Genomic DNA, 26,583 nt, shown 5'->3' with positions numbered 1-26,583 from the left:
ATTATTTCTTTTGTAAATTTTATACTAATAATAATAAATATATGAAAAATTACTATATTTTATATTATTATTAAAATTAAGCTATGAATTTAACATATAAAGTCAATTTAAAAGTTTTTGAATATATACTTTACATAAAATTTCAATAGGAGTTGATTTTTTGAGAGAAATATTAGAGAAGTACAAAGAAAGGTTAATAAATATTAGTGGAAAAAACAGAAGTTTAGTTATAAAGAAGTTATATAAAAAAAGAGCCTTTGATATTTATAATTTAATTGAATTTAATAATTCAATTTATGAAGAAATGATAAATTTTTTCAATGATTCTGAGGAGGAGAAAATTAAAATTCTAGAGGACTATTCTTTAGTTAATTCTATAGAAATAAAAAGATTAAAAAGAGGTTATGAGGAGTATTTATCAGAAATAGAAAACTTAAGAAATAGTGATAATATTGATAAATACAAGAAGGAAAAAGAAAAAATAAATAATAATTTTAAAGTTTTATATGAAAAGTTACAGAAAAAAATTAAAAGGATGCAAGACTATAGTTATTCCTTAAAAGATTTAAATAAAGAGTATATTTTGTTAGAAAAAGAGACTGGTAAAAGAGAATTATATTTAGCTTATCCTTTTATTGAAGGATACTTTAAGAACGGGAAATTTTTTAAAGCACCTCTTTTACTTATACAAGTTTATCTGAAAAAAGAGAGAGATAATTGGTATATATATAAAGGAGCCGAGAAAAAAATTATTTTAAATAAAGTTTTAATGCTAGCTATAGAGAAGTTTAACGAGGTAAAAGTTGAAGATTTTGATGAGTTTTATGAAGATGTTAGTGAAAAAACTATAAAATCTATATTAAATAAGCTTAATAATCTTGGATTATATATATCCTGTGTTAAAGATGACTTTTCTAAGTTTAAAGAATATACTAATAAAAATATGCCTAAATATTTATTTGGTAATGGAGAATTATTTAAAAATATTATAGTTGGACAATTTTCATTATCTAACTCAATTTATAATGATTATAAATCTCTTATATATTTAGGAGAAGAAAATCCTCTATTAAGGTCTTTATTAAAAACTAATGAGGAGTTAAGTAATAGTTTACCTTATGATTATGAAGAAAAAGAAGAATATGGAAAGTTATCTTTTAAAGAAAAGGATTTATCTTTAATCTCTCCTATAGATTATAGTCAAGAGATGGCAGTTAAATATTCTAATGATTTTAAAAGTCTAGTTATTTATGGGCCTCCTGGAACTGGAAAATCTCAAACAATAACTAATATAATATCAGATGCTCTTTCAAAAGAGAAGAGAATATTAATGGTTTCTCAAAAAAGAGCAGCTTTAGATGTAATATATAACAGGCTTGGAGATTTAAATTCTAAGGCTATTATAATACATAATGTAAATGAAGATAAAAAAGCCTTTTATAATAAAATTTCAAGTGTTATAAATAATAATGTTATTTCTGATTTTGACTTTAAGGAAGAAATAGAGAGTTTATCAGATAAAGTTGATAATAAATTAATTGAGTTAGAGGACTTATCTAAAACTTTATGTGAGAAAAATAAAAATGGTTTAAGTTTACAAGAGATGTATAGTAAAACTAAGAGAATATCATCCCATAAAGATGAAAGATATAGTGGTTTTATGAAATACAGACAGTTAATAAAAGATGAAGGTTTTAAGGAATATAGTTATGAAGAATTAAACTCAAATCTTCTTAACATAAGAGAGGAAAGCATAGAGGCTTTTGAAGTTTATTATAATATTTTAAAGGAAAACAACTATTTATATTTTATAAATTTAAATATAAATAGCATAGATATAGATGAAGCTATATTAAACTTTAATAACTTAATTACTTTTAATAAGAATATTTTAGATAATATTTCTCAAAATGAGGATGTTTTTAAAAGTTTAAAAGAATTTATTATAAAAAATCAAGGTAGTATAAATAAAGAGGAAATAGAAATTTTAGCTCTTGAATTAAATGAAGAAAAAAATGGTTATTTAAAGGAAGAGTTAAATAAGGGTAAATGGTGGATATTAAAAGAGGGAGATACAGAATATTATAATTTAGTAAAAAATAATATTGAGAAGAATGATTTTAATGTTAATAAAGAAAGCATAAAAAAATTAAGTGAACAGGTAAACAAAAATAAAAATAAAAATCTAATTATACCAATTAATACAGTAGATTTTTGGAAAGGTAGAGAGGGAGAATTTGAAGATTTAATTTTTAATATATTAAAAGAGGATAAAGTAGGACAAGATTTATTCCATGAAACCTCTAAAGAAGGAATCTTATGTTATTCACCTAAATATGTTAAAGAAAGTCTAGAGTCAGATGTTAATAGTATTAAAGTAAGAACAGAGGATAAGTTAAACTTTATTGCAGAAGAATTTAATATGAAAAAAAATGGAGCTCTTTTAGAAAAGATAAATAAAGGAGAATGGTGGAAAATTAAAGGGGTTGACCCTTATTTAAATAAATTAATTTATGAAGCTTTTAATGAAGAGACTAAAGAAATAAATAATTATCAAATAGATAAATTAGCAGATAAAGTAAATAATGAACTAAATGGAGATTTAAATAAAGAGTTTAATGAGGATTTCTGGCTAAAGGATGTTGATTTTTCTAAAAATTATTTTAAGGAAGTATTAGATTTATTTAAAAATCAAGATTTTAATGTAGATAAAGAATTATTAAAAGAATTAGCAATAGAAAAGAATAATGAAAAAAATATAGATTTAACTAAAAGCTTAACAGCGGGTAAATGGTTTGATGTTTTAAAATGGGTAAAATATCCTTATAATAAAAAGAAAGAAAAAGAATTTTTAGAGGAGTTTGAAAGAAGATATAATAAGATATTAGATGAAATTATTGATATTAATAATGATTTAAAAATTTCCTATGAAAAGTATAAGAAAATTCATTCAGAAAATGTAGAAGAATTTAAAAGAAGAAAAGAAATCATAAAGAAAGATTTACTTAATATATATGAGGAAGTTAGAAAAATATTTATAAACAATGAGAAAAAGGAAAATGAAAATATAAAATTATTTAAGGAAGATTTAAATTTATTAAAAGAAAAAATAATGAAAATTAGAGACTCTATTTTTTCTGATTATTTAAATAATTATAAGTTAGAAGTATCAAATAAGAAAAGCTTTTGTAATATGCAAGAAAAATTAAATAAAGATTTATTAGATATTGCTTATAGCATAAGCAAGAAATATAAAGAAAATGCAGAAAAAGAAAAGAATAATTTAGCTGAATTTCATAAAAGATTTGATAATATATTTGAGGTTTTAAATTTATTTAGTGAAAATTTAATAGAGGGAATGCATAGTTTAAGTTTATTAGAATCAACTTTAAAATTTGAAAAATATTTTTATCTAAAAGATATGTTCTTAAAGGGTGATAATATTATAAAAGATTGCGAAAAATTTATCGAGGTCTTAGATTTATTATTTGAAGATATTGATACTATAAGTAAGGTTATATACTTAAATGAATTGCAGGGAAAAGCTTTAAAGTTTACTAAGGATAACTATAATATAATTTCAAAAGAAAATATTAAATATATAATTGATTTTTACATTATACAAAGCATAATGGATTTAGAAAAAACAGTAGAAGTTAAAGATATGATTAAATATATTGATGAATTTGATTCTATAGTTTATGAGGTAAATTCTTATATGGCTTCTAAAAGAAAAGATGTAAAAGAAGAAATATTAAATATGTATAATGATAAAATTAAAAATTTATATAGGAGATTTGAATATAAGGAATTTAAAAGACAAGCTGAGAAAAAGAGGTCTTTATTGTCTATAAGAAATTATATAGAAAAGTACTCTGACTTAATATTTGATGTATTTCCTTGTTTCCTTTTAGGTCCTGAAACAGTTTCTGATATTTTACCTTTAGTAGATGAACTTTTTGATATAGTAATCTTTGATGAGGCTTCTCAAATGTATATAGAAAATGCTATACCAAGTATATATAGGGCTAAAAAAGTTATAATAGCTGGTGATGACAAGCAGTTAAAACCAAGTAGTATTTTTAAAACTTCCATTAATAATGAAATTGAGGAAGAAGATATGGAAGAGGAATTTGAGGATTTAGCTGCAATTGAAGAGGAAAGTTTATTAGATTTAGCTAAAGTAAATTATAAAAGTGTATGTCTAAATTATCATTATAGATCTAAGTATGAAGAACTTATAAACTTTTCAAATTATGCCTTTTATGATGGTAAATTAAAGATTTCTCCAAATTTAGTAGGTAAAGAGTCAAATATTAGACCTATTGAAAGAGTTTTTTGTAAAGAGGGTAGTTGGATTAACACAGAAAATTTAGAAGAAGGTAATAAGGTTGTTGAATTACTACATAAGATATTAAAAGGAAGAAGAAATAAGGAAAGTGTAGGAATAATTACCTTTAATATAAAACAAAAAAACTTAATAGAAAATCTACTTGAAAAGAAAGCACAGGAGGATAAGGAGTTTAGAAATTTATATATAAATGAAATTGACCGTATTGAAAATAATGAGGATATAAGTTTATTTGTTAAGAATATAGAAAATGTACAAGGAGATGAAAGAGATATAATTATCTTTTCTATAGGATATGCTAAAAATGAAAAGGGAAGAGTATCAGTAAACTTTGGTTCTTTATCTCAAGAAGGAGGAGAAAATAGGTTAAATGTTGCAATAAGTAGAGCTAAGAAGAAAATATATGTAGTCACATCAATTGAACCTGAAGAACTTAATGTAGAAAATGTTAAAAATAAAGGAGCTATATTGTTTAAAAAATATCTTCAATATGTAAGAGCAGTTCATAATGATAATAAGGAAGAACAAGAATCTATACTAAATTCATTACTAAATTCTGAAAATAATAGTTCAAAGGAAGCAACCTTTGATAGTGATTTTGAAATGGAAGTATATGATAGGTTAGTAGAAAAAGGTTATGCTGTGCATACTCAAGTTGGAGTTTCAGGGTATAGAATAGATATGGCAATATATGATGAAAATGAGGATAAATATGTTCTTGGCATTGAATGCGATGGTTCTGCTTATCATAGTTCAAAATCAGCAAGAGAAAGAGATATACATAGACAAAGATATCTTGAGTCAAGAGGATGGAATATAATAAGAATTTGGAGTAAACATTGGTGGGATAATCCAAAGAAAGAAATTGAAAGAATTGAAAGCAAATTAAATAAAATAAAAAGAAATAAAAAGAATATTTCTTAGAAAAAATAAAAATATACCTCTATATTAAACATAGAGGTATATTTTTTAAAAAGAGAAAAGTTAAAATTTATTAAGATACAAATCTTTTAGCACACCAGCCTATATTACCATTATAATTAACTTTTAAGTAATCTCCACTTTCTTCTAAGATTAAAACCTTATTTCCTTTACTCATTACAGTTAATCTAGAGGAGGCCTTTGAATCCTTAGAAGAATGTAGCCACAAACCACTATGGGCTATGATGCTTCCTTCCCTTAAAGCTTCTTTCTTGTTTTCCTTTTCTTTATTACTTACTAAGGAAGAATCCTTTGAATTTACTGGGTTAGTTAAATATTTTAAAGAACACCAACCAGTTTCTCCATCTTGAGAAATTTTAGCAAAGTCATTACTTTCTTCTAATATAGTAACCTTTGTTCCCTTAGGCATAATTTTTATTCTAGAAGAAGAACTTGAATCTTTAGAAGAGTGTAGCCATAAGCCACCATTAGCCTTTACATAAGAGACCTTATTTAAGGTTTCTTCTTTCTTTTCAGGAGAAGGAGCGTTTTCCTCTTTTTTATTATCCTTAGGACTTTCCTTTTTATATTCCTTTTTTATATCCTCTTTAATTTCCATTTTATAAGTGATTGGTTTACTTAAATATTCCTTTGCACAGTAGCCAACTTCTTCATTATATTGAACCTTAAACCATTCTCCTTTATCTTCTAAGATTTTAACCTTAGAACCTTCTTCCATAAGGGTTAATCTAGAGGAAGCATAAGAATTTTTAGAAGAGTGAAGCCATAGACCACCATTGGCTTTTACAGTAGCACTTTTAACATCCTCTACTATAACTTTTTTATTTTCTTCTATAGGTTTATTACTATTCTTATTTTCTTCAATAGTTTTTTTAGGTTCTTCCTTTTTAGCTTCTTCTTTCTTAGGAGTTTCCTTAGGGGATTCTTCTTTAAGGGTAACAATATCTTTTACATAGTCCTTTGAACAGTAACCAGTAATTCCACTATAATCTACCTTAAACCAAGAACCCTCCTCCTTTAAAATTTTAACCTTAGAACCATTATCCATTAAAGAAATTCTAGAGGAGATGTAAGTATTTTTAGAGGAGTGAAGCCATAGACCACCATTAGCTTTTATAGTGGCAATTTTTAAAGGAGCTTCCTCTAAAAGCTTATTTTCTTCCTTAGGTTTAGAGTTTTCCTCTTTATTTAAAGAAGAATTTTCCTCCTTAGGAGTGCTTTTTAAAAGTTCTAAAGAGGAATCATCCTTAGTATTTGGAGAGTTTTCCTCTAAAAAATCAGTATATTTATTGCTTATATAAGCCTTTTCTCCATTATAAAGAACTTGAAACCATCCATTAGAAGCCTTTCCAATTACAGTAAAGTCATCTCCCTTTGAGGCAAGTCCAAGAGCTTTTACACCAGAAGTTGTAGGAAAAGGTTTTTCATTAACATATACATCCTGTCTAGCAGTTACCTTTCCCTTTAAAGGAGTAACCTTAAAATCTCCTATAACTAAATTTGTTTTAGTAATATTAGAGTTTTCTTTTTTATTTTCTCCCTTATATTTATAATATCTGGTAGCCTTATACTGTCTATTATATCCATTTTCCTTACTAGGAACTTGTCCATTTAAATTACGTTGAGAATAGGCCTTGCCATAAAGATAGGCTTCATTTCCCATTACATAGGCAATTCCCTTTTCTTTATCCTTCCAGCCCATAAAACACATTGTATGATGTTCTCCACAAAAGATAATATCTCCCTTTTGTATATTTGAAAAATCTCTATGAAGTTCCCAGTTATTATTTTCAAGCCAGTTCCAAAAGTTTGAGGTATAGGCAATATGCTTTGGCACAGGAACTCCAATAGCTCTTAAAGAGGCCCCTTGAAAATAAACACAGGTATTACTTCTATCTCCATTATGAAGGTCAATAGCTTCTTTCATTGCCTTGCTTTGATTTTCCTTAGAGCTTTCATATTCATAAAGTCTTTTATTAATTTCTGAGGCAAAGTCTGAAGATGTAGACTCCTTTTTAAAATCCTTATTATTATCCTTATTAACAGGTAAGATTACTTCTTCCATAGTAGGTTTTTCTAAAACCATATTATCTTTTTTATTAATAGTGTCATTATCCTTAGGAGCTTCTTTTTCTTTAGAAGGAACTTCCTCCTTTTTCTCATTTTTTAGAGGTTTAATATCCTCTTCCTTTTTATTCTTTGGAGTTTCCTTCTTTTTTTCTTCCTCCTTTTTAGGAGGAGCTTCTTTACTTTTTGTATTATTACTTTTAACTACAGCAACCTTATCATCAGATAAATCAACATTTATTTTATCCTTTTGTTGTTCTTGAGGTTGTTGCTGAACTACTGCTACAGCCATAAAATCATCTCCTATTTTCTTAAGTTTAAAATAGTTGTATAGTACTTAAATTTTCCATGTAATTATAACATAATTAAGAATGTTAATAAATGGTTTATTTTAAGTAAATAAAATTAAATATTTATTTAAAATTTATTAAATAAACTTTTCTTTAAGAGTTTTCACCTTAGAAAATACCTTTAAGAAAGAAATATGATTATTTAAAAAGAAAAAAGTAAAAAAATATTACTTTATAGGCTTGTAAACGTTTTGTTAATTGTGGTTTTTGTAAGAATAAGGGAGAGAAATTTTAAATATATATATAATGTGGACATGTTTACTTTTTAGTATAAGGGGGAATAGAGAAAATGCTTAAAAACAAAAAAATAATTGCTTTACTATTAGGAGGAGTTATTGGAGCATCATCTATTTTAGCAGGTTGTGGAAATTCTTCAGGAGGAGGAGCTTCTGCTGGGGGAGAGGGTGAAGAACCTGTTAATTTAGTTTGGTATGTTATAGGTAAACCTCAAACAGATGGTGAATTAGTAGAGGAGGAAGTTAATAAGTATATTAAAGACAAAATAAACGTAACTGTAGACATAAAACATATTGACTTTGGTGATTATAGTCAAAAAATGAATGTAATTGCAAACTCAGGGGAAGAATATGATTTAGCCTTTACTTGTTCATGGGCCTTCCCATATTTAGAAAATGCAAGAAAAGGAGCTTTCTTAGAATTAAATGACCTTATAGAAAGTAATGGGGCAGACCTTAAAGAAGTTATAGATGAAAGACTTTGGAAGGGTGCTGAAGTTGATGGAAAGATTTATGGAATTCCAAACCAAAAGGAAATAGCCCTAGCACCTATGTGGGTTTTTGATAAGGAGCTTGTAGAGAAGTATGATATTCCATATCAAGATATTCATACTGTAGATGACTTAGAGCCATGGTTAAAGGTAATAAAAGAAAATGAGCCAGACTTTGTTCCATTTTATACTCAAGGAGATGGTATTCCTATAGAAGGAATTGAGGATATTACTTCAGGTTTAGGAATATTTGTAGATGATGAAACTTTAACTGTTCAAAATATGTATGAAACAGAGGAAGTTAAGCATTTATTTAAGAAATTAAGAGAATTTTATGAAAAAGGATATATAAATCAAGATGCAGCAGTTAGTAATATGAAAAATGAGGTTAAGAGATTTGTATGGAAAGCAGATGGACAACCTTATGCTGAAAATATATGGGGACAATCTTTAGGAAGAGAAGTTGTTACATCTCCAATAGTTTCTTCAGCAGTTACTAATGCTTCAACTACAGGAGCTATGACTGCTATATCTTCAACTTCTAAACATCCAGAAAAAGCTATGGAGCTTATAAACTTAGTAAATACAGATGTTACTTTAAGAAATATGTTAATGTATGGTTTAGAGGGAACTCACTATGAAAAGGTTAGTGATAATCAAATTAAGAGAGATCCAAATGGACCATATAGTGTTACAAACTGGGCTTATGGAAACTTATTTGACACTTATGTTTTAGATAATGACCCAATAGATAAGTGGGATGCTTTTGAAGAATTTAACCAATCTGCAAAAACTTCTCCAATTTTAGGCTTTAAGTTTGATTCAGAGCCAGTTACAACTCAAATGTCTGCTGTAGGAAATGTATTTAAAGAGTTCTTAAAGGCATTATATACAGGTTCTGTAGATACTGAAGAAACTTTAGAGAAGTTAAATAAGAAGTTATATGATTCAGGCTTAGAGGAAATAAAGGTTGAATTACAAAAACAATTAGACCAATGGAAAGCAGAGAATAAATAAAAAGGGGCTTAAAATAGAGATTTAAATATTAGGGGGCTTTAGGAATAAAATTAAATAGAAAAAAATAAAATGTGTAAAGGGAGAGTGTATTAAAATATAATAAAATTTATCTTAATACATTCCCTTTATTTTTTAATATTATAAGGGAGGATTTTAATAACATGGCAAGATTTACTTTACCAAGAGATATATATTACGGAAAAGATTCCTTAGAGATTTTAAAAAGTTTAGAGGGAGAGAGAGCCTTTATTGTAATTGGGGGAGGCTCAATGAAAAGATTTGGATTTTTAGATAAAATTTTAGATTACTTAAAAGAAGGTGGTTTAGAAACAAAGGTTTTTGAAGGCGTAGAACCAGACCCTTCTGTAGAAACTGTTATGAAGGGTGCAAAGGAGATGGAAGAATTTAAGCCAGACTGGATAATTGCCTTAGGGGGAGGTTCACCTATAGATGCTGCAAAGGCTATGTGGATTTTTTATGAGTATCCTGATTTTACCTTTGAAGAAGCTACTGTTCCTTTCTCCTTACCTAAGCTTAGAAAAAAGGCGAGATTTGTGGCTATTCCATCAACTTCAGGTACTGCAACAGAGGTAACTGCCTTTTCAGTAATAACTGATTATAAAGCTAAAATAAAATATCCTTTAGCAGATTTTGAAATAACTCCAGATATAGCAATTTTAGATTCTTCTTTAGCAGAAACTATGCCAGAGAAGTTAGTTGCACACACAGGAATGGATGCCTTAACTCATGCTATTGAAGCTTATACAGCAAGTTTAAGGTCTAATTTTTCAGACCCATTAGCTCTAAAGGCAATTGAACTTATAAATCTAAACTTAATAGATTCTTATAAAGGAGATAAAAAATGTAGAGAGGAGATGCATGAGGCTCAATGCTTAGCTGGAATGGCCTTTTCAAATGCACTTTTAGGAATAGTTCACTCTATGGCACATAAGGTAGGGGCAGTTTTCCATATTCCTCATGGCTGTGCAAATGCAATATTCTTACCTTATGTAATTAAATATAATAGAAAAGCTTGTGAAGATAGATATGCAAATATTGCAAGACATATTGGCTTAAAGGGAGAAGAGGATAAGAGTTTTACAGAGGCTTTAATTAACTTAATAAATGATTTTAATAAACAGCTTAATATACCATCTTCCATGAAGGAATATGGCATAGAAGAGGAGGACTTTAAAAATAATCTTAAGTTTATAGCTCATAATGCTGTTTTAGACCCATGCACAGGTTCAAATCCAAGAGAAATTGATGATGAAACTATGGAAAAATTATATACTTGTGCCTATTACGGAGAAGAAGTTGACTTTTAAAGGAAGTTGACTTTTAAAGAGGGAAATTTTTAGTTATATAGTAGTTAAAAATAGAGAAAGGATTGGATTGTATTAAACTCAAAGCTTTATAAAACCTTAGGAGGATTTAATACAATCCTATTTTTAATTTTATACTTTAACTTTGAGAGGGGTAATTTATGTTTAAAATTTTAGAGAAAAGATATTTAAATGATTTTGTGTACTTAATGAAAATTGAGGCTAAGAGAGTTGCTAAAAAAGCTAAGCCTGGTCAGTTTATTATACTTAAAACAGATAAAAAGGGAGAGAGGATTCCTTTAACAATTGCAGATTATAATAATGAAGAAAACAGCGTTACAATTGTTGTTCAAGCCTTAGGTGCAAGTACTATAGACCTTGGTCATTATAATGAGGGAGATTATATAGAAGATTTTTTAGGTCCTTTAGGAAGAGAAAGTGATTTTATATATGAGGATTTAGAAGAATTAAAAAAAGAAAATATTATTTTTATTGCAGGAGGAGTAGGAGCAGCTCCTGTTTATCCACAGGTAAAGTGGTTATATAATCATGGGATTTTAGCAGATGTTATAGTTGGAGCAAGAAGCAAAGAACTACTTATTTTTAAGGAGGAACTTGAAAAGGTTTCTAGGAATTTATATATAGCTACAGAGGACGGAAGTTATGGTTTTAAGGGAAGGGTAACCAATCTTTTAGAGAATTTAGTTAAGGAAAAGGGCATAAATTATAATAGAGCAATTGTAATTGGTCCCATGGTAATGATGAAGTTTACCTCTCTTCTTACAAAGGAGCTTAATATTAAAACTACAGTTAGCTTAAATCCTATAATGGTAGATGGTACAGGAATGTGTGGTGCTTGTAGGGTTACTGTTGGAGGAGAAGTTAAGTTTGCCTGTGTGCATGGACCAGAATTTGATGGGCATTTAGTAGATTTTGATGAATCAATTAGAAGACAAGCTCTTTATAAAACAGAGGAAGGAAGAGCTTTTTTAAAGATTAAAGAGGGTGAAAGTCATAGTCATGGAGGCTGTGGCTGTAGAGGAGATGTGGAAAATGAGTAGTTTAAAGGGTAAAAGAATAAAACAAGGAGAGCAAGATTCTATAGAGAGAAGAAGTAACTTTAAGGAGGTTTCCTTAGGATATAAGGAAGAAGAGGCTATTTGTGAAGCTAAGAGATGCTTAAACTGTAAGAAGCCAAACTGTGTTTTAGGATGTCCTGTTTCTGTAGATATACCTTCTTTTCTTTCTTATGTAAAGGAAGGAGATTTTGCTTCTGCCTTTTATGAGGTTTCAAAATATAATTCTCTTCCTGCTATTTGTGGAAGAGTTTGTCCACAAGAATCTCAATGTGAGGGGAATTGTGTTTTAGGAATAAAGGGAGAGGCTGTAGCTATTGGAAATCTAGAAAGATTTGTAGCTGATTTTGCAAGAAAAAATAAAATAAGTCCTAACAAAAAGGAAGGGGAAAAGAGTTTTAAGGAAAAGGTTGCAGTAATTGGAAGTGGTCCTGCTGGTTTAAGTTGTGCTGGAGAGTTAGCAAAAAGAGGATATGAGGTTACAATCTTTGAAGCACTTCATGAGGCAGGGGGAGTTTTACTTTATGGTATTCCAGAATTTAGGCTTCCAAAGGAAGAGGTACTTAAATATGAAATAGAGGAAATAGAAAGTTTAGGAGTTAAAATAGAGAAAAATGTAGTAGTTGGAAAAACTATAGACCTTTCTGATTTAATAGAGGAGGAAGGATTTAAAGCAATATTTATAGGTTCTGGTGCAGGACTTCCTAAGTTTATGGGAATAAAGGGAGAAAATTCTAATGGAGTTTTTTCTGCTAATGAACTTTTAACTAGAGTAAATCTTATGCAAGCTTTTAAGGAAGAAAGTTTTACTCCTATAAATCTAGGAAAAGAGGTTGCAGTAGTTGGTGGAGGAAATGTAGCTATGGATGCAGCAAGAACAGCCTTAAGATTAGGAGCAAAAACTCATATAATTTATAGAAGAAGTGAAAAGGAGTTACCAGCTAGATTAGAGGAGGTTCATCATGCAAAGGAGGAAGGAGTTATTTTTGATGTACTAACAAATCCTAAGGAAATTTTATGTGATGAGAAGGGTTGGGTAACTGGAATTAAGTGTGTAAAGATGGAATTAGGAGAAGAAGATTCCTCAGGAAGAAGAAGACCTATTGAAGTTGAAAACTCAGAGTTTTTACTTAAGGTAGATAGTGTAATTATGTCCCTTGGAACATCACCAAATCCTCTTCTTTTACAAAGTACTAAGGGATTAAAGGGAGATAAGAGAGGATGTCTTTTAGTAGAGGAGGAAACTTTAAAAACTTCCTTAGAGGGAGTTTATGCAGGGGGAGATGCTGTTACAGGAGCAGCTACAGTAATTTTAGCTATGGGTGCTGGGAAAAAGGCAGCAAAAGCTATAGATGAATACTTAAGAGAAAAAGAGGAGTTAAAAAAGGGTTTAGAGGAAAATAAATAATATTTTATGAGAAAGAAAAAAAGCATACTACTTCCTTTAATATTATTTATTATAGCCTTATCTCCCCTTTTAGTTTTTTATATTTTACTTCCCTTAAGTGCTATAAAAATTCTTTTACTTTTAGTTTATTTAGTTTTTTCTTATGGTATTTTAACACTTATATACAAAATAAATTATGAATATTTTTGCAGAGATTGTTTTGAAAGTTTTCATGTAAATCCCTTTAAAAAAGAGGAAATAAGATGCAAAAGATGTAAGGGAATAAATGTTATTAAGGAGGTTTTTGTATCTAAGGAAGAACTTTGTGATTTTAATGAGGATTAATATTTATTAATTTGTAAAGAATGTTTTTGTGAAACAAAATTGACACAGTTTTAGGGTATAATTCTAAAGAAAAATTTATGTGATTTTTAATAGGAGGTAGAAAAATGCGAAGAGGAACAAATCCTGCCTTAGAAGCTGGTTTTGAAAAGGCTGTAAGTACAGATAAAAGTATTATGACTGTAAAAGGAACCATAGTAAAGATATTAATACTAACAGCTATTTTAGGAGTTGCCTTTGTCTATAGCTATATGGCTTTTCAAAATCCAAGTATAAACTATAAAAGTGCTTTAATAGTTTCTTCTATAGGTGCCTTGATTTTAGGAATATTAACATCCTTTATGCCTAAAATTGCTCAATATACAGCAGTTTTTTATGCAGCCTTTGAGGGAGTTTTATTAGGTTCTATTTCAAGAGCTTTTGAAAATATCTTTGGAGGAATAGTATTTCCAGCTATACTTTTAACTATCTGCTGCTTAGTTGTTACTCTATTTATATATAGAAGATCTCAAAGTTTAGCTGACAGAATGCGTAAGGGAGTATTTATAGCCATATTATCTATAGGTCTTGTTTACCTTTTAGGTATGGTACTTAGTTTATTTAATATAACTTTACCTATATACAATTCAGGAATTATAGGTATTGCCTTTAGTTTATTTGTTGTAATAATAGCTACTATAAGCTTAATTATGGATTATGACTTTATATTAAAGGCTTCAACTTATAAATATCCAAAGTATATGGAGTGGTATGGAGCCTTTGGCTTAATGGTAACTTTAATATGGTTATATACTGAAATATTAAATTTATTCTCTAAAATTTCAGACAATCAATAAATAAAAAAGTCTTTTAGGAGTTTTTCTAAGAGACTTTTTTTATTTTAAAGTAAAATTTATGTCTTTTAAGATTTTTTAAGGGAAACTTTGCTATTTCTTTTAAATTTAATAATAAAAACTAAGTAAAGGGTAATTTTTAAAGGATTTTTTTTAAGAATATAAAAAAGTTTTCTTAAAAATAAGGGGATAAAAAGTAAAATATTTGAAATAAATCAAAAGGGGCTATTTACATATATAGTAAATAAAGTATAATTATTATAAAGACTTCTTAAAAACTATGGCTATATATGAGGAATTTTAGAGATATTTATATAAAAATTATATTAAGTAGTAGATTATGGGAGGATTTTATGGAGAATAAAAAGGAAGATACCCTGATAGAAGAATTTAATGACTTAGTTTCAGAAATAAGCAAATCAGTTTTTGATAAATCTATTTATAGGGATTTAAAACTTACAGAAGAGAATTTAATAAAGACCCTTACAAGTACTTCAGAGAAGACTGCTACAATAAATAGAAATAACTTAATTAGTCTACAAAACAATATAAAGGTTATATTAGATAAAGCTATAGAGGATTTTAATTTAGGGGTTAAAGAGGGAGAAGAAAACTTTGAAAAAAAGGCCTCTAAATTTTTAAATAGCTTAGAGGAGTTAACCTATAAGTCTAAGGAAAATCTTTTTATTCTAAGAGAGAAGGCAGAAGATACCTCTAAGGATATAGAGAAGATTAAAGGCAATTTAGATGAAATAAATAGAAATATTTTTGACTTATCTAAAGAGGAAGGAATTCAAAATATAAATCTTTTAAAGCATATGTCTCTAGAGCTAAAGGAAAAAATAAATAAAAACAATACTGTTTTAAAAGAGCATATTGACACTTTAGATGAAATAGATAAAATGTTAAAGGGTGAATGCTTAAAAATAATGAATTCTGTAAATAAGCTAGAAAATAGGCTAAAGGTTAACAAAATAGAAAACAAAGAAAACTTTTTAGGCCTTAAAGAATACTTAGGAGAGGGCTTTGAGGACATAAACACAACCTTTGAAAAGGATTTTAAAGAGATTGAAAATCTTTTTGAAATTGGCAATTCTGAATTAAATAATTCCCTAGAAATTTTAAATAACAATATAGAAAAATACAACCTAGACTTAATAGATTCCACAAGAAGACTTAGTGAAAGGGTAAATCTTTTAGAAAAGAAGATAAATAATATAAAAAAAGAAGATAATACAGAAAGTTTTTTTAAGGAAGAGTTAAAAAAAGATATGGATAGAAAATACTACTTTTTACTTTTTCTTATAGCTTTTATAGGATTTTTAGTTTTATTTTTTTAGGAGAAAAATATGGTTTTAAAGGATTTAGAAGAAAAGCTTTTTAAGGAGGAAATTTTAAATAAAAAGAAAAGAGAAGATATGTTTTTATCTCTTTATAAAAATTTAGAAGAATATAAAAAAGAACATAAGGTTTCTATTATAACCTTAAGACTTAGAGAATATATTTCCTCTTTAAAAAGTTATAATTTAAAGTTAAAAGAAATAAAGGGTGATTTAAAAGAAGGAGACCTTGCACTTTTGGCAAAACATATAGATTTTTATTTAAAGGAGAATGATTTTAAGTTACTTTCCTTAAAAAAAGAAAAGCTTACTTCTTTAGAGGAGAGCCTTTTAGAAGAAGTAATAGTTAGCTTAAAGTATAATATTTTAGAGCCTATTAAAGAATATAGAGAAAATCTTAAGGAAGAATATTTAAAGCATAATAAATGTCGATTAGACTTTGGACTTTCTACAAAAAAGATAAGGGAAGATTTTTTAAAGGATTTAAAATCTTATATGGAAGAGGCAAATAAGAAGGTAAAGGAAGAATTAAGTTTAAAATATAAGAATCTTTTAAGAGAAATTAAAATAAACTTAAAGGAGGAATTTAATTTAGATTTATTAAAAATAATAAGAGATGATTTTTTACAGCTAAAGCTTATAAACTCTAAAATTTTTTCTCTTTATAAAGTTTATGAAGAAAAAATTTATGAAAGCTTTTTTGAGGCTTTAAGTTCTTTTTCCTTAAGTGAAGATAAAGGAGAGAAAGATTATAAAGAGGAAGAGGGTTATTATAAGTTATTAAACAAAAGATTTTTAAAATTAATAGAAGGCTTTAATAAGGGCTTTATGAAAAACAGGCTTTTATTTGATATAGAAAATTTTATAAATCATGAAAGTTTAGAGAGAAAGATGGAAATTGAGCTTTTATATTCTTTAGATTTTTTTAAGGATAAATATCTAAAGCTTATAGATGAGATGATTTTTAATTTAAAGGAGGATTTAGAGGAAAAATTATATTTTGATTTTCAAAAAGACTTTGGGGATATATATTCCTTAGAGGAGCAAAAGCTTCTTTTAGATAAGATTTATTTAAGTTTAAAAGAAGTAAGCCTTTCAGACTTTAGTTACGTAAAATTAATTCACTATTTAAACTTTAGCAAGGAAAATAATATTTAGCATATTTTTAGAAATTTATAAATTTATCTTAGGGATTACAGATAAAAATATCCATATATTAATAAAAACTTTAAATTTGTAAAAATATGTAGTATTATAAAGGTGTCTATAAGAAAAGAGTAGGGGGTAATATTGTGAAGAAAAAGGTAGTGTTCCCTATGGTTATTATAATACTTATTCTAGGAGTTTTTCTTTCTGTTTATGTTAAAAATTGTACCTCTTTAAATATGAAAGAGGGAGAAGTTGTTGCTATGAAATATTATATGAATAAAGAAAGAAGTGAAAATTATCACAATGTATCTAAGCATTTAGAAAAGGAGAGCCTTGAGGAATTAAAAGAGGTATTAAGAGAGTGTGAAAACACAGAGAAAAAGAACTTTGAACCTATAATAGATAGTGATAGAAAATTATACATCTTTTTAAAAAATAGTGATGTAATTGTTATAACAAACAATAGTATAGATGAAGAAAAATACATAGTTGAGTATCCTAATTACTCAATTTTAGGAGGAAGTAATAAGTCTAAATACCTTGTAATAAATTCAGATAGGTTAAAAAAATTATTTTTAAACATAGAAAACTCTCTTGAAGGTGTAAACGATTTTGGGGACAGGGTGAAAATTTAGAATATTTATGGTAAAATTAAGAAAGTATTAAAAGCGATTTAAGGTTTTTAAATCGCTTTTTATTATTTTTATTAAACTAAGGTTAAAATAACATAAGAAACAATATTTCATAAGATAAAAAAGGAGAGAACAAAAGTGAATGAAAAATTAAAAGATAGACTGAAGCTTACCTTAAAAGTTGCTTTTATAGGAATAGTTTTAGTTTTAGTTATCCTTGGATTTAAAAATATGTTTAAAGAATTTAATATGAAATACTTTAATATGTACAGAGATAGACTTCATTTTTTTAAACTTATCTTAATTTCTTTACTTGGCATTTTTGCCTATTTACCCCTATCAATTTATGATTTTTTCTTAAAGGAAAATGTAGGAATAAAATTAAAAAACACAAGGCTTTATAAATATTCTTTTATAGCAAGTTCTATTGCAAGTTTTTTAGGTTTTGGTGGTGCAACCTCCCTAGCCTTTAAGCAGTATTTTTATGGAGGATATGTAGAGGATAAAAAAAAGCTTTTAAAGGAAATTGGAAAGATTGTCTTTTTAAATTTAACAGGTCTTTCTATTCTTTGCATAATTTATCTTTTTTTAGAGTTTAAGAGCATAAAAGCTTTAGGAATAATAAAATATGTAGTTTATATAGTTTCTCTTTATGCTCCTTTAGTTCTTTTAAAATCTTTATATAATTATAAGAAAAATAAGGAAGAAGCTAAATTTACCATAAGAGTTGTATTAATATCCTTTTTAGAGTGGACTTTAAATATGCTTCTTATATACATAATTCTTAGAATTACAGGTGCTTTAGTAGATATTAAGGAGTTTTTTTATGTATATGTAAGAGCAACTTCAATTGGAATAGTTAGTATGGTACCAGGAGGACTTGGAACCTTTGATTTAACTTTTATAGAGGGCTTTAAGAATCTAGGAGTTCCCATAGAGCAAAGTTTTTTAGTTTTGATTTTATATAGAATAAGTTATTTTGTATTACCAGCTTTAATAGGACTTATTTTATATATTCACGAATTTGGTATGAATTTTAGAAATCTTATAAATAATAGAAAAAATCTTAAATAGATTTTTAAAAATTCTAGACTTTTCCTAGTATTTTTTTATTTTAAAATTTAAGGTAAAAATAAGGTTTGTGAAACTTTAAATTAATATTTTAGAAGTAAAATAAGAAAATAAAGCCATTTATTCTTACAATAATGTAAGTGAAAAGAAAGATTAAAAAATGGATATTGAGAATAGGAGGGTGTATAATAAATTTTGACTTTGAATATTGGGAGGACAACAGGTGAAGGTAAATGTAAAAGTAAATGAAAAGGTAAAGCTATTTTTAAAAATAGCCTTCGTTTCTGTAGTAATACTTTTTATAGTTAAGGAGTTTACTTCAGTTTTTAGAAATTTTAATTCATCTTATTTCTTTATGTATAGAAATAAGTTAAACTTTTTAAACTTATTAATAATTGCAATTTTAGGCATAATATCTTATATTCCTTTATCTTTTTATGATTTTATTTTAAAGAAAAAGGTTGGAATTAGGTTAAAAAACAGAAAGCTTTATAAGTATTCATGGATTGCAAGCTCCCTTGCAAGTTTACTAGGCTTTGGAGGAGCAAGTTCTTTAGCCTTTAAGCAGTATTTTTATGGAGATTATGTAGAGGATAAAAGAAAGCTATTAAAAGAAATTGGTAAGATAGTAGCTTTAAATTTAACAGGCTTATCAATAGTTTGTCTTACCTATATGCTTCTTAGAATATCCTCATGGAATAATATTGGCATAATAAAATATGCTATAGGAATAATTGCTCTATATGCACCAGGATACATAATTTATTCTGCTTACAAATATAGAAAAACAAAGGATAAGTTAGAGTTTTTAAGCACTTTAGGAATTATATTCATATCTTTTTTAGAATGGCTTACAACCATAATTTTAATTTATGCAACCTTAATCATAACAGGCGCAACTATAAGTTTCTTTAATTTTTTACCAATATATATTGAGGCTGCTGTCGTTGGAATTTTAAGTTTAATTCCTGGGGGAATTGGTACCTTTGATTTAACCTTTATGAGTGGTTTAGAGGTTTTAGGTATTCCTATAGAACAGAGCTTGTTAGTTATAATATTATATAGAATTAGTTATTACATAATACCAGCTATTATAGGTATATTACTTTTTGTCCATGATTTTGGAGGAAAGATAAATGAAAAGTTTAATGGCTTACCTTATGAAATAGTATCTAAGGTAGCATATAAAATAGTTATTCTTTTAGTTTTCATATCTGGATGCATTATAGTTTTATCTAATATAGTGCCAGAATATCTTTTAAGAATAAAGTTTTTAAAAGCAATTTTAGGAAATCAAATTTTAGGATTATCTATTGGTATGAGTGTTATTTTAGGATTTTTAATAATATTAATGTCTCTTATGCTAAAATATAGAGCTAAAAGCATATACAAGGTAAGTATTATTTTATTTATCTTAGGAATAATTTTATCCTTAACTAAGGGAATTAACATATATGAGTTAATATTTTTAGTTTTAGTTGCTTATCTTTTATATTTAAGTAGAGGAATGTTTTATAGAGAAAGCTTTGTAGTTAGCTTAAAAAATACCCTAATAGATTCATCAATACTTTTTATATCTTTTATATCCTACTTTTTTATTTTATCAACCTTTGGAAAACACTTAAAATATGTAGGAATAGTTCGTAAGATGCCTTATAAAATGGCTTATAAGTTTGGTTTTATAGCTTTTGTTTTAATAACTGTAATATATGTTGCTATTTACTTTTTAAATAGAAGAAGAAAAATCCCTGTAAATACCTTTGATTCTTGCAAAAGTTATGTAGAGGAAATAATTAAATCTTACAAGGGAGATTCCCTAACTCATTTAGTCTTTTTAAAGGATAAATATATTTATTTAAATGAGAAAAAGGATTTATTTATTCAATATGAAGTTTATGGAGATAAACTTTTTGTCTTAGGAAATCCTGTAGGAAATAAGGAAAACCTATTTAGAGAAATAGAAAACTTTTGTGAATATGCAGATAAATATGGATACACTCCAGTTTTTTATCAAATAGATGAGGATATGATAAGTTATTTACACTCAAATGGATATGACTTTATGAAAATAGGAGAAGAAGCTAAGGTTTCCGTAGAGGATTTTAAAGTTGTTGGAAACAAGATGAAAAGTTTAAAAACTTCAAGAAGTAAGGTAACTAAGGAAGGATACACTTTTCATATGGTTAATCCACCTTTTTCAGAGGAATTTTTATCTTCCTTAAGAAAGATTTCAGATGAATGGTTAGATGGAAGAAAAGAAAAAGGCTTCTCTGTAGGGTTTTTTGATGAAGACTATTTAAATAAAGCACCTATTGCTATTTTAAAGGATAAAGAGGGAGAGATAAAAGCCTTTGCAAATATAATGCCAATGTATGATTTAGAAAGTTTTTCTGTAGATTTAATGAGGTTTAGTAAAAACACCCCAAGAGGAGTTATGGATTTTATGTTTATAAACTTAATTGAATATGGAAAAGAAGAAGGTTATAAAGTTTTCAATATGGGAATGGCACCTTTAGCTAATGTTGGCTTATCTAAATATGCCTTTTGGAATGAGAAATTAGCTCTTCAATTTTATGAAAACGGACAAGCGCTTTACTCCTTTAAAGGATTAAGAAGATTTAAGGAGAAGTTTAGTCATACTTGGGAATATAAATATATAGCCTATAGAAGAAATACCTCTATACTTATAACTGTAATACAGGCAGCTTTAGTTTGCTCAAGAAGTAGAGACGTAGAGGAGAGCATAATTTTTAGAAGCTTAAAAAGTGCTTTTAAGTAAGAAAATAAATTAATTAAATATTATAATATTTTAAGGGGATAAATATTTATCCCCTTATTTTTTGATTTAAAATAATTCTTAGTTTAAAATAAGTTTAATAAACTTATTTTAAAAGGAGATGAGAATATGAAAAAAATTAACTGGGGAATATTAGGCCCTGGAAGTATTGCCTGTGATTTCGCTAAGGCTTTAAATAGAGTAAATGGAGAAGTTTATGCTGTAGCTTCTAGAAACAAGGAGAGAGCTAATGATTTTGCTAAAGAATATAAGGTTCAAAAAGCTTATGGAAGTTATGAGGAGCTTATAGAGGATGAGAAAGTAGATGTAATTTATATATCAACTCCTCATAGTAATCATTATGAGTATATTATAAAAAGCTTAAAAAATAATAAGAATGTTTTATGTGAAAAAGCAATAACAGTAAATAAAAAAGAGCTAGAAGAGGCTATAAAAATAGCTAATGAAAAAAATCTAATTTTAGAAGAAGCAATGACTTTATTTCATATGCCTTTATATGAAAAACTTTTAGAAAAAATAAATAATAAGGATTTAGGAAAGGTAAATATGATTCAAGTTTCCTTTGGAAGTTTTAAGGAGTATGATGAAAGCAATAGATTTTTTAATCTTTCTTTAGCAGGAGGAGCTCTTTTAGATATTGGAACATATGCGTTATCCTTTGCAAGATATTTTTTATCTAGTATGCCAGAGGAGATTTTAAGTACAGTTAAAAAGGCTAAAACTAAGGTAGATGAAGAATCAGGTATAATTTTAAAAACAAGAGAAGAGGAAATTGCAACTATAGCTTTAGCCTTTAGGTCTAAAATGCCTAAAAGAGGTGTGGTTTCCTGTGATAATGGTTTTATAACTGTTGATAATTTCCCAAGGGCTAATAAGGCTCAAATAAATTACTTAGATGGAAAAGTGGAAGTTTTGCAGTATGGAGAAGAAGAAAAAGCTTTAGATTATGAAGTTTTATTTATGGAAGAAAGAATAAAAGAGAAAAAAGCTTCTAATACCTTAAATTTAACTTATGATGTTATTAAGATTATGGATAAATTAAGAAAAGATTGGGAAATTAAATATCCCTTTGAAAAATAAAGAGTATAAAATTATAGGGTGAAGAACAAATGTTCTATACCCTGTATTTTAGCATTTTTATTTATAAAAAAGTAAAGGTTAAAGAAAAAACTAGGTGAATAAATCACCTAGTTTTTCTTTTAAAGTTTTTCAACCTCTGTAGCCATAGGGCCTTTTTCCCCATCCTTTATTTCAAAAGAAACAGTATCTCCTTCTTTTAAACTTTTCATAGGTCCTTTATCCTTTAGCTGAGATATATGTACAAATATATCCTCTCCTTCTTTATAGGAAATAAAGCCATATCCCTTTTCTTCATTAAACCATTTTATTACTCCAGTTTTACTGTTCATAATACATCTCCTTAAATAAAAAATTAAACAGTAATAGTATTTCATATAAAAATAAAATTAAACATATTTTTTTAGTTTTTAAATAAAAAATAAGCAGATTAATTTTAATCTGCTTATTTTTATTGCTACCTATGTTAAGTGAAGGAAAAGGAGAATCATAAACAGGGAATGTTATATTTCACTAAACATTGTAGCCTTGTAGGTAAAAGAAAAGTGAGGTTTTATTAATTCTATTACTTCTTTATATATCTATGATTTATCTTTTTTAAATATTACAAAAAGATAAGGAAAGAATTTAAATTTTTATTTACAAATTATTTAAAAGTTATTAATATAATATATATCAAATATTTTGAAAGTTTTATTGCATTTTGGAGGTGGTATAGATGGAAAGTCTTCCCCCTAGTAGGGATTTAGAAATTAACATAAGAGGAAGAAACCTTTTATATGCCTTTATAAAAAGATATTTATAGAAATCTTCCTCTTATTTATAGAAAAGAGGAAAGTATATGAAAAAGAGAATAACAAAAGAAGAATTAAAAGAACTTTTAAAAAATTTTAAGAAAGAGAAATTAAATATTTTAGAGGAAATTCATCCAGCAGATATTTTAGATTTATTAAGAGAAGATTTTGAAAATATTTATCTTATAGAGAATTTACCAGAATACACTATTGCAAAGATTATAGATTTAGCAAAGGATGAGGAAAAACTTAAGATTTTAAAGAGTTTAAAGGAAGAAAAGAAAAAGAAGATTTTTTCTTTAATAGCCTCTGATGAACTTGCAGATTTATTAGGAAACTTAAACTGTGAAGAAAGTTATAAAATACTCTCAAGCATTCCACTTAAAGAAGCTAAGGATTTAAAAAATCTTTTAGCTTACAGTAAGGATACAGCTGGGGGAATAATGGCTAAGGAATTTATTTCTGTAAAAGAATTTATAACTGTAGAGGAGACTTTAAAGGAAATTCAAAAAAGAGCAAAAGAAGTTGAAAATATTTATTATATTTATATTGTAGATGATTTTAATAATTTAAAGGGAGTTATTTCCTTAAGAGATCTTGTAGGCTTTGACTTTAAAGATAATATATTAAAGGTTTCAAAGAAAAATGTAATTACAGTACCCTTTGATTTAGATCAGGAAGAAGTTGCTAATATTTTTGATAAATATGGTTTTTTTAGCTTACCTGTAGTAGACTATGAAGATAGGCTTTTAGGTATAATAACTATAGACGACGTTATTGAAGTTATAAAAGAGGAGTCCACAGAAGATATACATCTTTTAGGGGGAGTAGATGGAGAAGAAAAGGTTAATAACACTTTAATAGAATCTGTAAAGAAAAGATTGCCTTGGCTTTTTGTAAATCTAGTAACAGCTTTTTTAGCTTCTGCTACTGTTGGAGCTTTTGAAAGCACCATAAGTAAGGTTGTTATTTTAGCTACCTTTATGCCTATTGTAGCTGGAATGGGAGGAAATGGAGGAACTCAAACCTTAACTATTATAGTAAGAGGAATAGCCTTAGGTGAGTTAAACTTTAAAAATGCAAAAAGGATTTTTCTAAAGGAAATAGGCGTTGGGGTTTTTATAGGAATTGCTACAGGAAGTGTAACAGCTATAGTTGCCATAATTTTTACTGGTAAACTTGCCCTTGGTATAGTAATTGGACTAGCAATGATTTTAAATATGACTGCAGCTACTATGGCAGGATATTTAGTACCTGTTATTTTAAAAAAATTAAAGGTAGACCCAGCTTTAGCCTCATCTGTTTTTGTAACTACTGTTACAGATGTTTGTGGATTTTTCTTCTTTTTAGGATTAGGAACTTTATTTTTACCCTATTTAACATAATACTATATTAAAGAAGGTGTAATAAATGAAAAAGAAAAAAAACTTTAGACTAAAAAACATTTTACTAATACTTTGTTTGGCTTTTTTAGTTTTTTTAGGAGGAAAGATATACTTTAGCAATAGCGAAAACCTATCTAACTTAGAAGTTATTGAAAATCCTCAAGGAATAATAAATATACAAGAAACTAGATAAAGGTAAAATAACCCTTAGAAAAGTATAAGCTTTTCTAAGGGTTATTTTATTTATTATTTTTCTTAAAGAAAATATTTAAGCATAAAAAAAGTAAGAAGCATAAAAAACAAGCTAAGGCAACTATAATATAGACAAATCTCATTCCAGATATGAAAATATCAGGTCTTTCTTTTATAGAACCTAAAACTCTAAAACCTGCTAAAGAACTCATCTTTCCATATAAAAGAGAAGTTGAGGCAGAAACTCCAAAGGCAAGACCTAAGTTTCTTATTAAAGCATTAGTACCACCAGCTATACCTAATTTATCCTTTGGCACAGAGGACATTATAAGATTTGTATTAGGAGATTGAAAAATACCATTTGAAAAACCTAATAAGGAAAGCATTATAAAAAGACTTATTTCCTTAGAAGTTTCATTTAGAGAAGAAAGTAGTATCATTGAAACTCCTGTTAAAAATAGACCTATTAAAATAAGTATTTTGCTTCCTATTTTATCTGATAAGCTTCCACTAAGAGGAGCTATTATAAATAAAACTAAGGGATAAGCCATCATTATAAAGGATATTTTTCCAGGATTATAGGATAAAATATCATTTAAATAAAAAGGTTGTATAACATTTATTGTATTTATAGCCATAAAGGATATAAAGGCACATATTAAACTTACAGAAAATATAGGGTTTTTAAACAAGTTTAAATTAAGCATAGGATTTTTAACTTTATTTTCATAAATTAAAAATACAATAAGTATAATAAGGCCTAAGATAATTCCTAAAATAACATAAATATTATTAAAACCTAAGTGTTGACTTAAAAGTATAAAGGTAAAAATAAAAATTGTAGAGGTGAAAAATAATATTGCACCTACTTTATCCATAGATTCTTTACTTTTAGTCTTTCTAATAGGTAAGTATTTTTTAGCAAATATGTAACAAATAATTCCTATAGGAAGGTTAATTAAAAAAATATAATGCCATGTAAAGTATGTAACTATAATTCCTCCTAAAGCAGGACCTAAAATTGACCCTAAGGCAACAAAGGAACCAGATATACCTAAAGCTTTTCCTCTTTCCTTAGGAGGAAACACATCAGTTATAATTCCTTGATTTGTAGCCATTAGCATAGAGGCTCCTATTGCTTGAACAATTCTAGATAAAACTAAAAAGAAAAGTGAATTTGATATTCCGCAAAGAAAAGAACCTAAAACGAAGATTAAAATTCCTTTTATAAAAACAGAACTTTTAGATTTTATATCTCCTAATCTACCAAAAATTAAAATAGAAGCTGAAATCATTATTAAATAAGAACTTACAATCCATTCTGTTCCTGCCATAGTTGCCTTAAGTTCCTTTTGAAGTATAGGAAGAGCTACATTTACTATACTGCTATCTAAACAGGCCATAAAAGGTTGCATAACTAATACTGCTAAAATAAACCATCTATTTTTATGGATTATTTCTTCTGGATTTTTTAAGTTTTCACCATCTTTACTCAAATAATCATCTCCTTTATTTAAAATATTAATATTTTGTAAAGTAACTATACAATTATAAAACGGCAGAATTTTATTGTCAAAAACAAGACTTTAAAAAGCGTGTCTTTCTTATTATTTTTAAAATATGAAAAAAATTAAATAATTTAAAATTTATCTTTATTAAAAAAACAATTAAACTTAATAAAAAGTAAGGCTTTTAGAAAATTAATATAAGTTTTTTGTTATATATTCAT

18 protein-coding genes are annotated in these 26,583 nt (G+C 27.0%); 15 read left to right on the top strand and 3 right to left on the bottom strand.

From position 1 onward, the window contains the following. Positions 1–160: 160 nt before the first annotated feature. Positions 161–5,275 carry a PDDEXK-like endonuclease domain-containing protein gene (locus AC4FRL_RS02655; RefSeq protein ID WP_491138537.1) on the top strand — a complete coding sequence of 1,705 codons (5,115 nt, stop codon included), beginning with the start codon at positions 161–163 and terminating at the stop codon, positions 5,273–5,275. Between the two features lie 70 nt (positions 5,276–5,345). Here the strand turns inward: AC4FRL_RS02655 and AC4FRL_RS02650 are convergent, their stop codons facing one another. Then, complete coding sequence (locus AC4FRL_RS02650) at positions 5,346–7,652, bottom strand: SH3 domain-containing protein (RefSeq protein ID WP_491138536.1); 2,307 nt, start codon at positions 7,650–7,652, stop codon at positions 5,346–5,348. A 347-nt stretch (positions 7,653–7,999) separates the two neighbouring features. Here AC4FRL_RS02650 and AC4FRL_RS02645 point away from each other — a divergent pair, with 347 nt between their 5' ends. The 12 genes from AC4FRL_RS02645 to AC4FRL_RS02590 all read left to right on the top strand — a co-directional run bounded on the left by AC4FRL_RS02645 (position 8,000) and on the right by AC4FRL_RS02590 (position 22,486). Continuing rightward, a complete protein-coding gene (locus AC4FRL_RS02645) occupies positions 8,000–9,454 on the top strand; it encodes an ABC transporter substrate-binding protein (protein WP_491138535.1) in 1,455 nt (484 codons plus the stop codon). Positions 9,455–9,615: 161 nt separating this feature from the next. Beyond that, entirely contained in the window at positions 9,616–10,782 is a 1,167-nt protein-coding gene (locus AC4FRL_RS02640; RefSeq protein WP_491138533.1) for an iron-containing alcohol dehydrogenase, read from the top strand. 158 nt (positions 10,783–10,940) lie between these two features. Continuing rightward, the gene (locus tag AC4FRL_RS02635) at positions 10,941–11,840 is read left to right on the top strand and encodes a sulfide/dihydroorotate dehydrogenase-like FAD/NAD-binding protein (protein WP_491138532.1); all 900 of its coding nucleotides are present in this window, start codon (positions 10,941–10,943) and stop codon (positions 11,838–11,840) included. Then, entirely contained in the window at positions 11,833–13,263 is a 1,431-nt protein-coding gene (gene gltA, locus AC4FRL_RS02630) for an NADPH-dependent glutamate synthase (protein ID WP_491138531.1), read from the top strand. Before AC4FRL_RS02635 ends, gltA begins: the two co-directional genes overlap by 8 nt. Before the next feature lie 6 nt (positions 13,264–13,269). Further along, entirely contained in the window at positions 13,270–13,587 is a 318-nt protein-coding gene (locus tag AC4FRL_RS02625) for a hypothetical protein (RefSeq protein WP_491138530.1), read from the top strand. A gap of 104 nt (positions 13,588–13,691) precedes the next feature. After that, positions 13,692–14,420, top strand: a complete 729-nt coding sequence (locus AC4FRL_RS02620; RefSeq protein WP_491138529.1) for a Bax inhibitor-1/YccA family protein — start codon at positions 13,692–13,694, stop codon at positions 14,418–14,420. 350 nt (positions 14,421–14,770) lie between these two features. Beyond that, a complete protein-coding gene (locus tag AC4FRL_RS02615) occupies positions 14,771–15,757 on the top strand; it encodes a hypothetical protein (RefSeq protein ID WP_491138527.1) in 987 nt (328 codons plus the stop codon). A gap of 9 nt (positions 15,758–15,766) precedes the next feature. After that, positions 15,767–16,915 (top strand): hypothetical protein, encoded by a 1,149-nt coding sequence (locus AC4FRL_RS02610; protein WP_491138526.1) that lies wholly within the window; start codon positions 15,767–15,769, stop codon positions 16,913–16,915. A gap of 134 nt (positions 16,916–17,049) precedes the next feature. Continuing rightward, the gene (locus AC4FRL_RS02605; protein WP_491138525.1) at positions 17,050–17,541 is read left to right on the top strand and encodes a hypothetical protein; all 492 of its coding nucleotides are present in this window, start codon (positions 17,050–17,052) and stop codon (positions 17,539–17,541) included. Positions 17,542–17,676: 135 nt separating this feature from the next. After that, a complete protein-coding gene (locus AC4FRL_RS02600) occupies positions 17,677–18,612 on the top strand; it encodes a lysylphosphatidylglycerol synthase domain-containing protein (RefSeq protein ID WP_491138524.1) in 936 nt (311 codons plus the stop codon). Between the two features lie 220 nt (positions 18,613–18,832). Beyond that, the gene (gene mprF / locus AC4FRL_RS02595; RefSeq protein ID WP_491138523.1) at positions 18,833–21,388 is read left to right on the top strand and encodes a bifunctional lysylphosphatidylglycerol flippase/synthetase MprF; all 2,556 of its coding nucleotides are present in this window, start codon (positions 18,833–18,835) and stop codon (positions 21,386–21,388) included. A gap of 126 nt (positions 21,389–21,514) precedes the next feature. Next, positions 21,515–22,486 (top strand): Gfo/Idh/MocA family protein, encoded by a 972-nt coding sequence (locus AC4FRL_RS02590; protein WP_491138521.1) that lies wholly within the window; start codon positions 21,515–21,517, stop codon positions 22,484–22,486. A gap of 119 nt (positions 22,487–22,605) precedes the next feature. Here AC4FRL_RS02590 and AC4FRL_RS02585 read toward each other — a convergent pair whose 3' ends face one another. Beyond that, complete coding sequence (locus AC4FRL_RS02585; RefSeq protein ID WP_491138520.1) at positions 22,606–22,815, bottom strand: cold-shock protein; 210 nt, start codon at positions 22,813–22,815, stop codon at positions 22,606–22,608. Between the two features lie 509 nt (positions 22,816–23,324). Between AC4FRL_RS02585 and mgtE the strand changes: the two genes are divergently transcribed. Both mgtE and AC4FRL_RS02575 read left to right on the top strand, forming a co-directional pair. After that, the gene (gene mgtE, locus AC4FRL_RS02580; protein ID WP_491138519.1) at positions 23,325–24,662 is read left to right on the top strand and encodes a magnesium transporter; all 1,338 of its coding nucleotides are present in this window, start codon (positions 23,325–23,327) and stop codon (positions 24,660–24,662) included. A 25-nt stretch (positions 24,663–24,687) separates the two neighbouring features. Continuing rightward, a complete protein-coding gene (locus AC4FRL_RS02575; RefSeq protein WP_491138518.1) occupies positions 24,688–24,855 on the top strand; it encodes a hypothetical protein in 168 nt (55 codons plus the stop codon). Positions 24,856–24,901: 46 nt separating this feature from the next. Here the strand turns inward: AC4FRL_RS02575 and AC4FRL_RS02570 are convergent, their stop codons facing one another. Further along, entirely contained in the window at positions 24,902–26,350 is a 1,449-nt protein-coding gene (locus tag AC4FRL_RS02570; protein ID WP_491138516.1) for an MFS transporter, read from the bottom strand. Positions 26,351–26,583: the final 233 nt, after the last annotated feature.

The sequence above is a fragment of the Clostridium sp. TJA032 genome (genome assembly GCF_058310275.1).
This window is presented reverse-complemented; position numbering and strand designations above follow the sequence as displayed.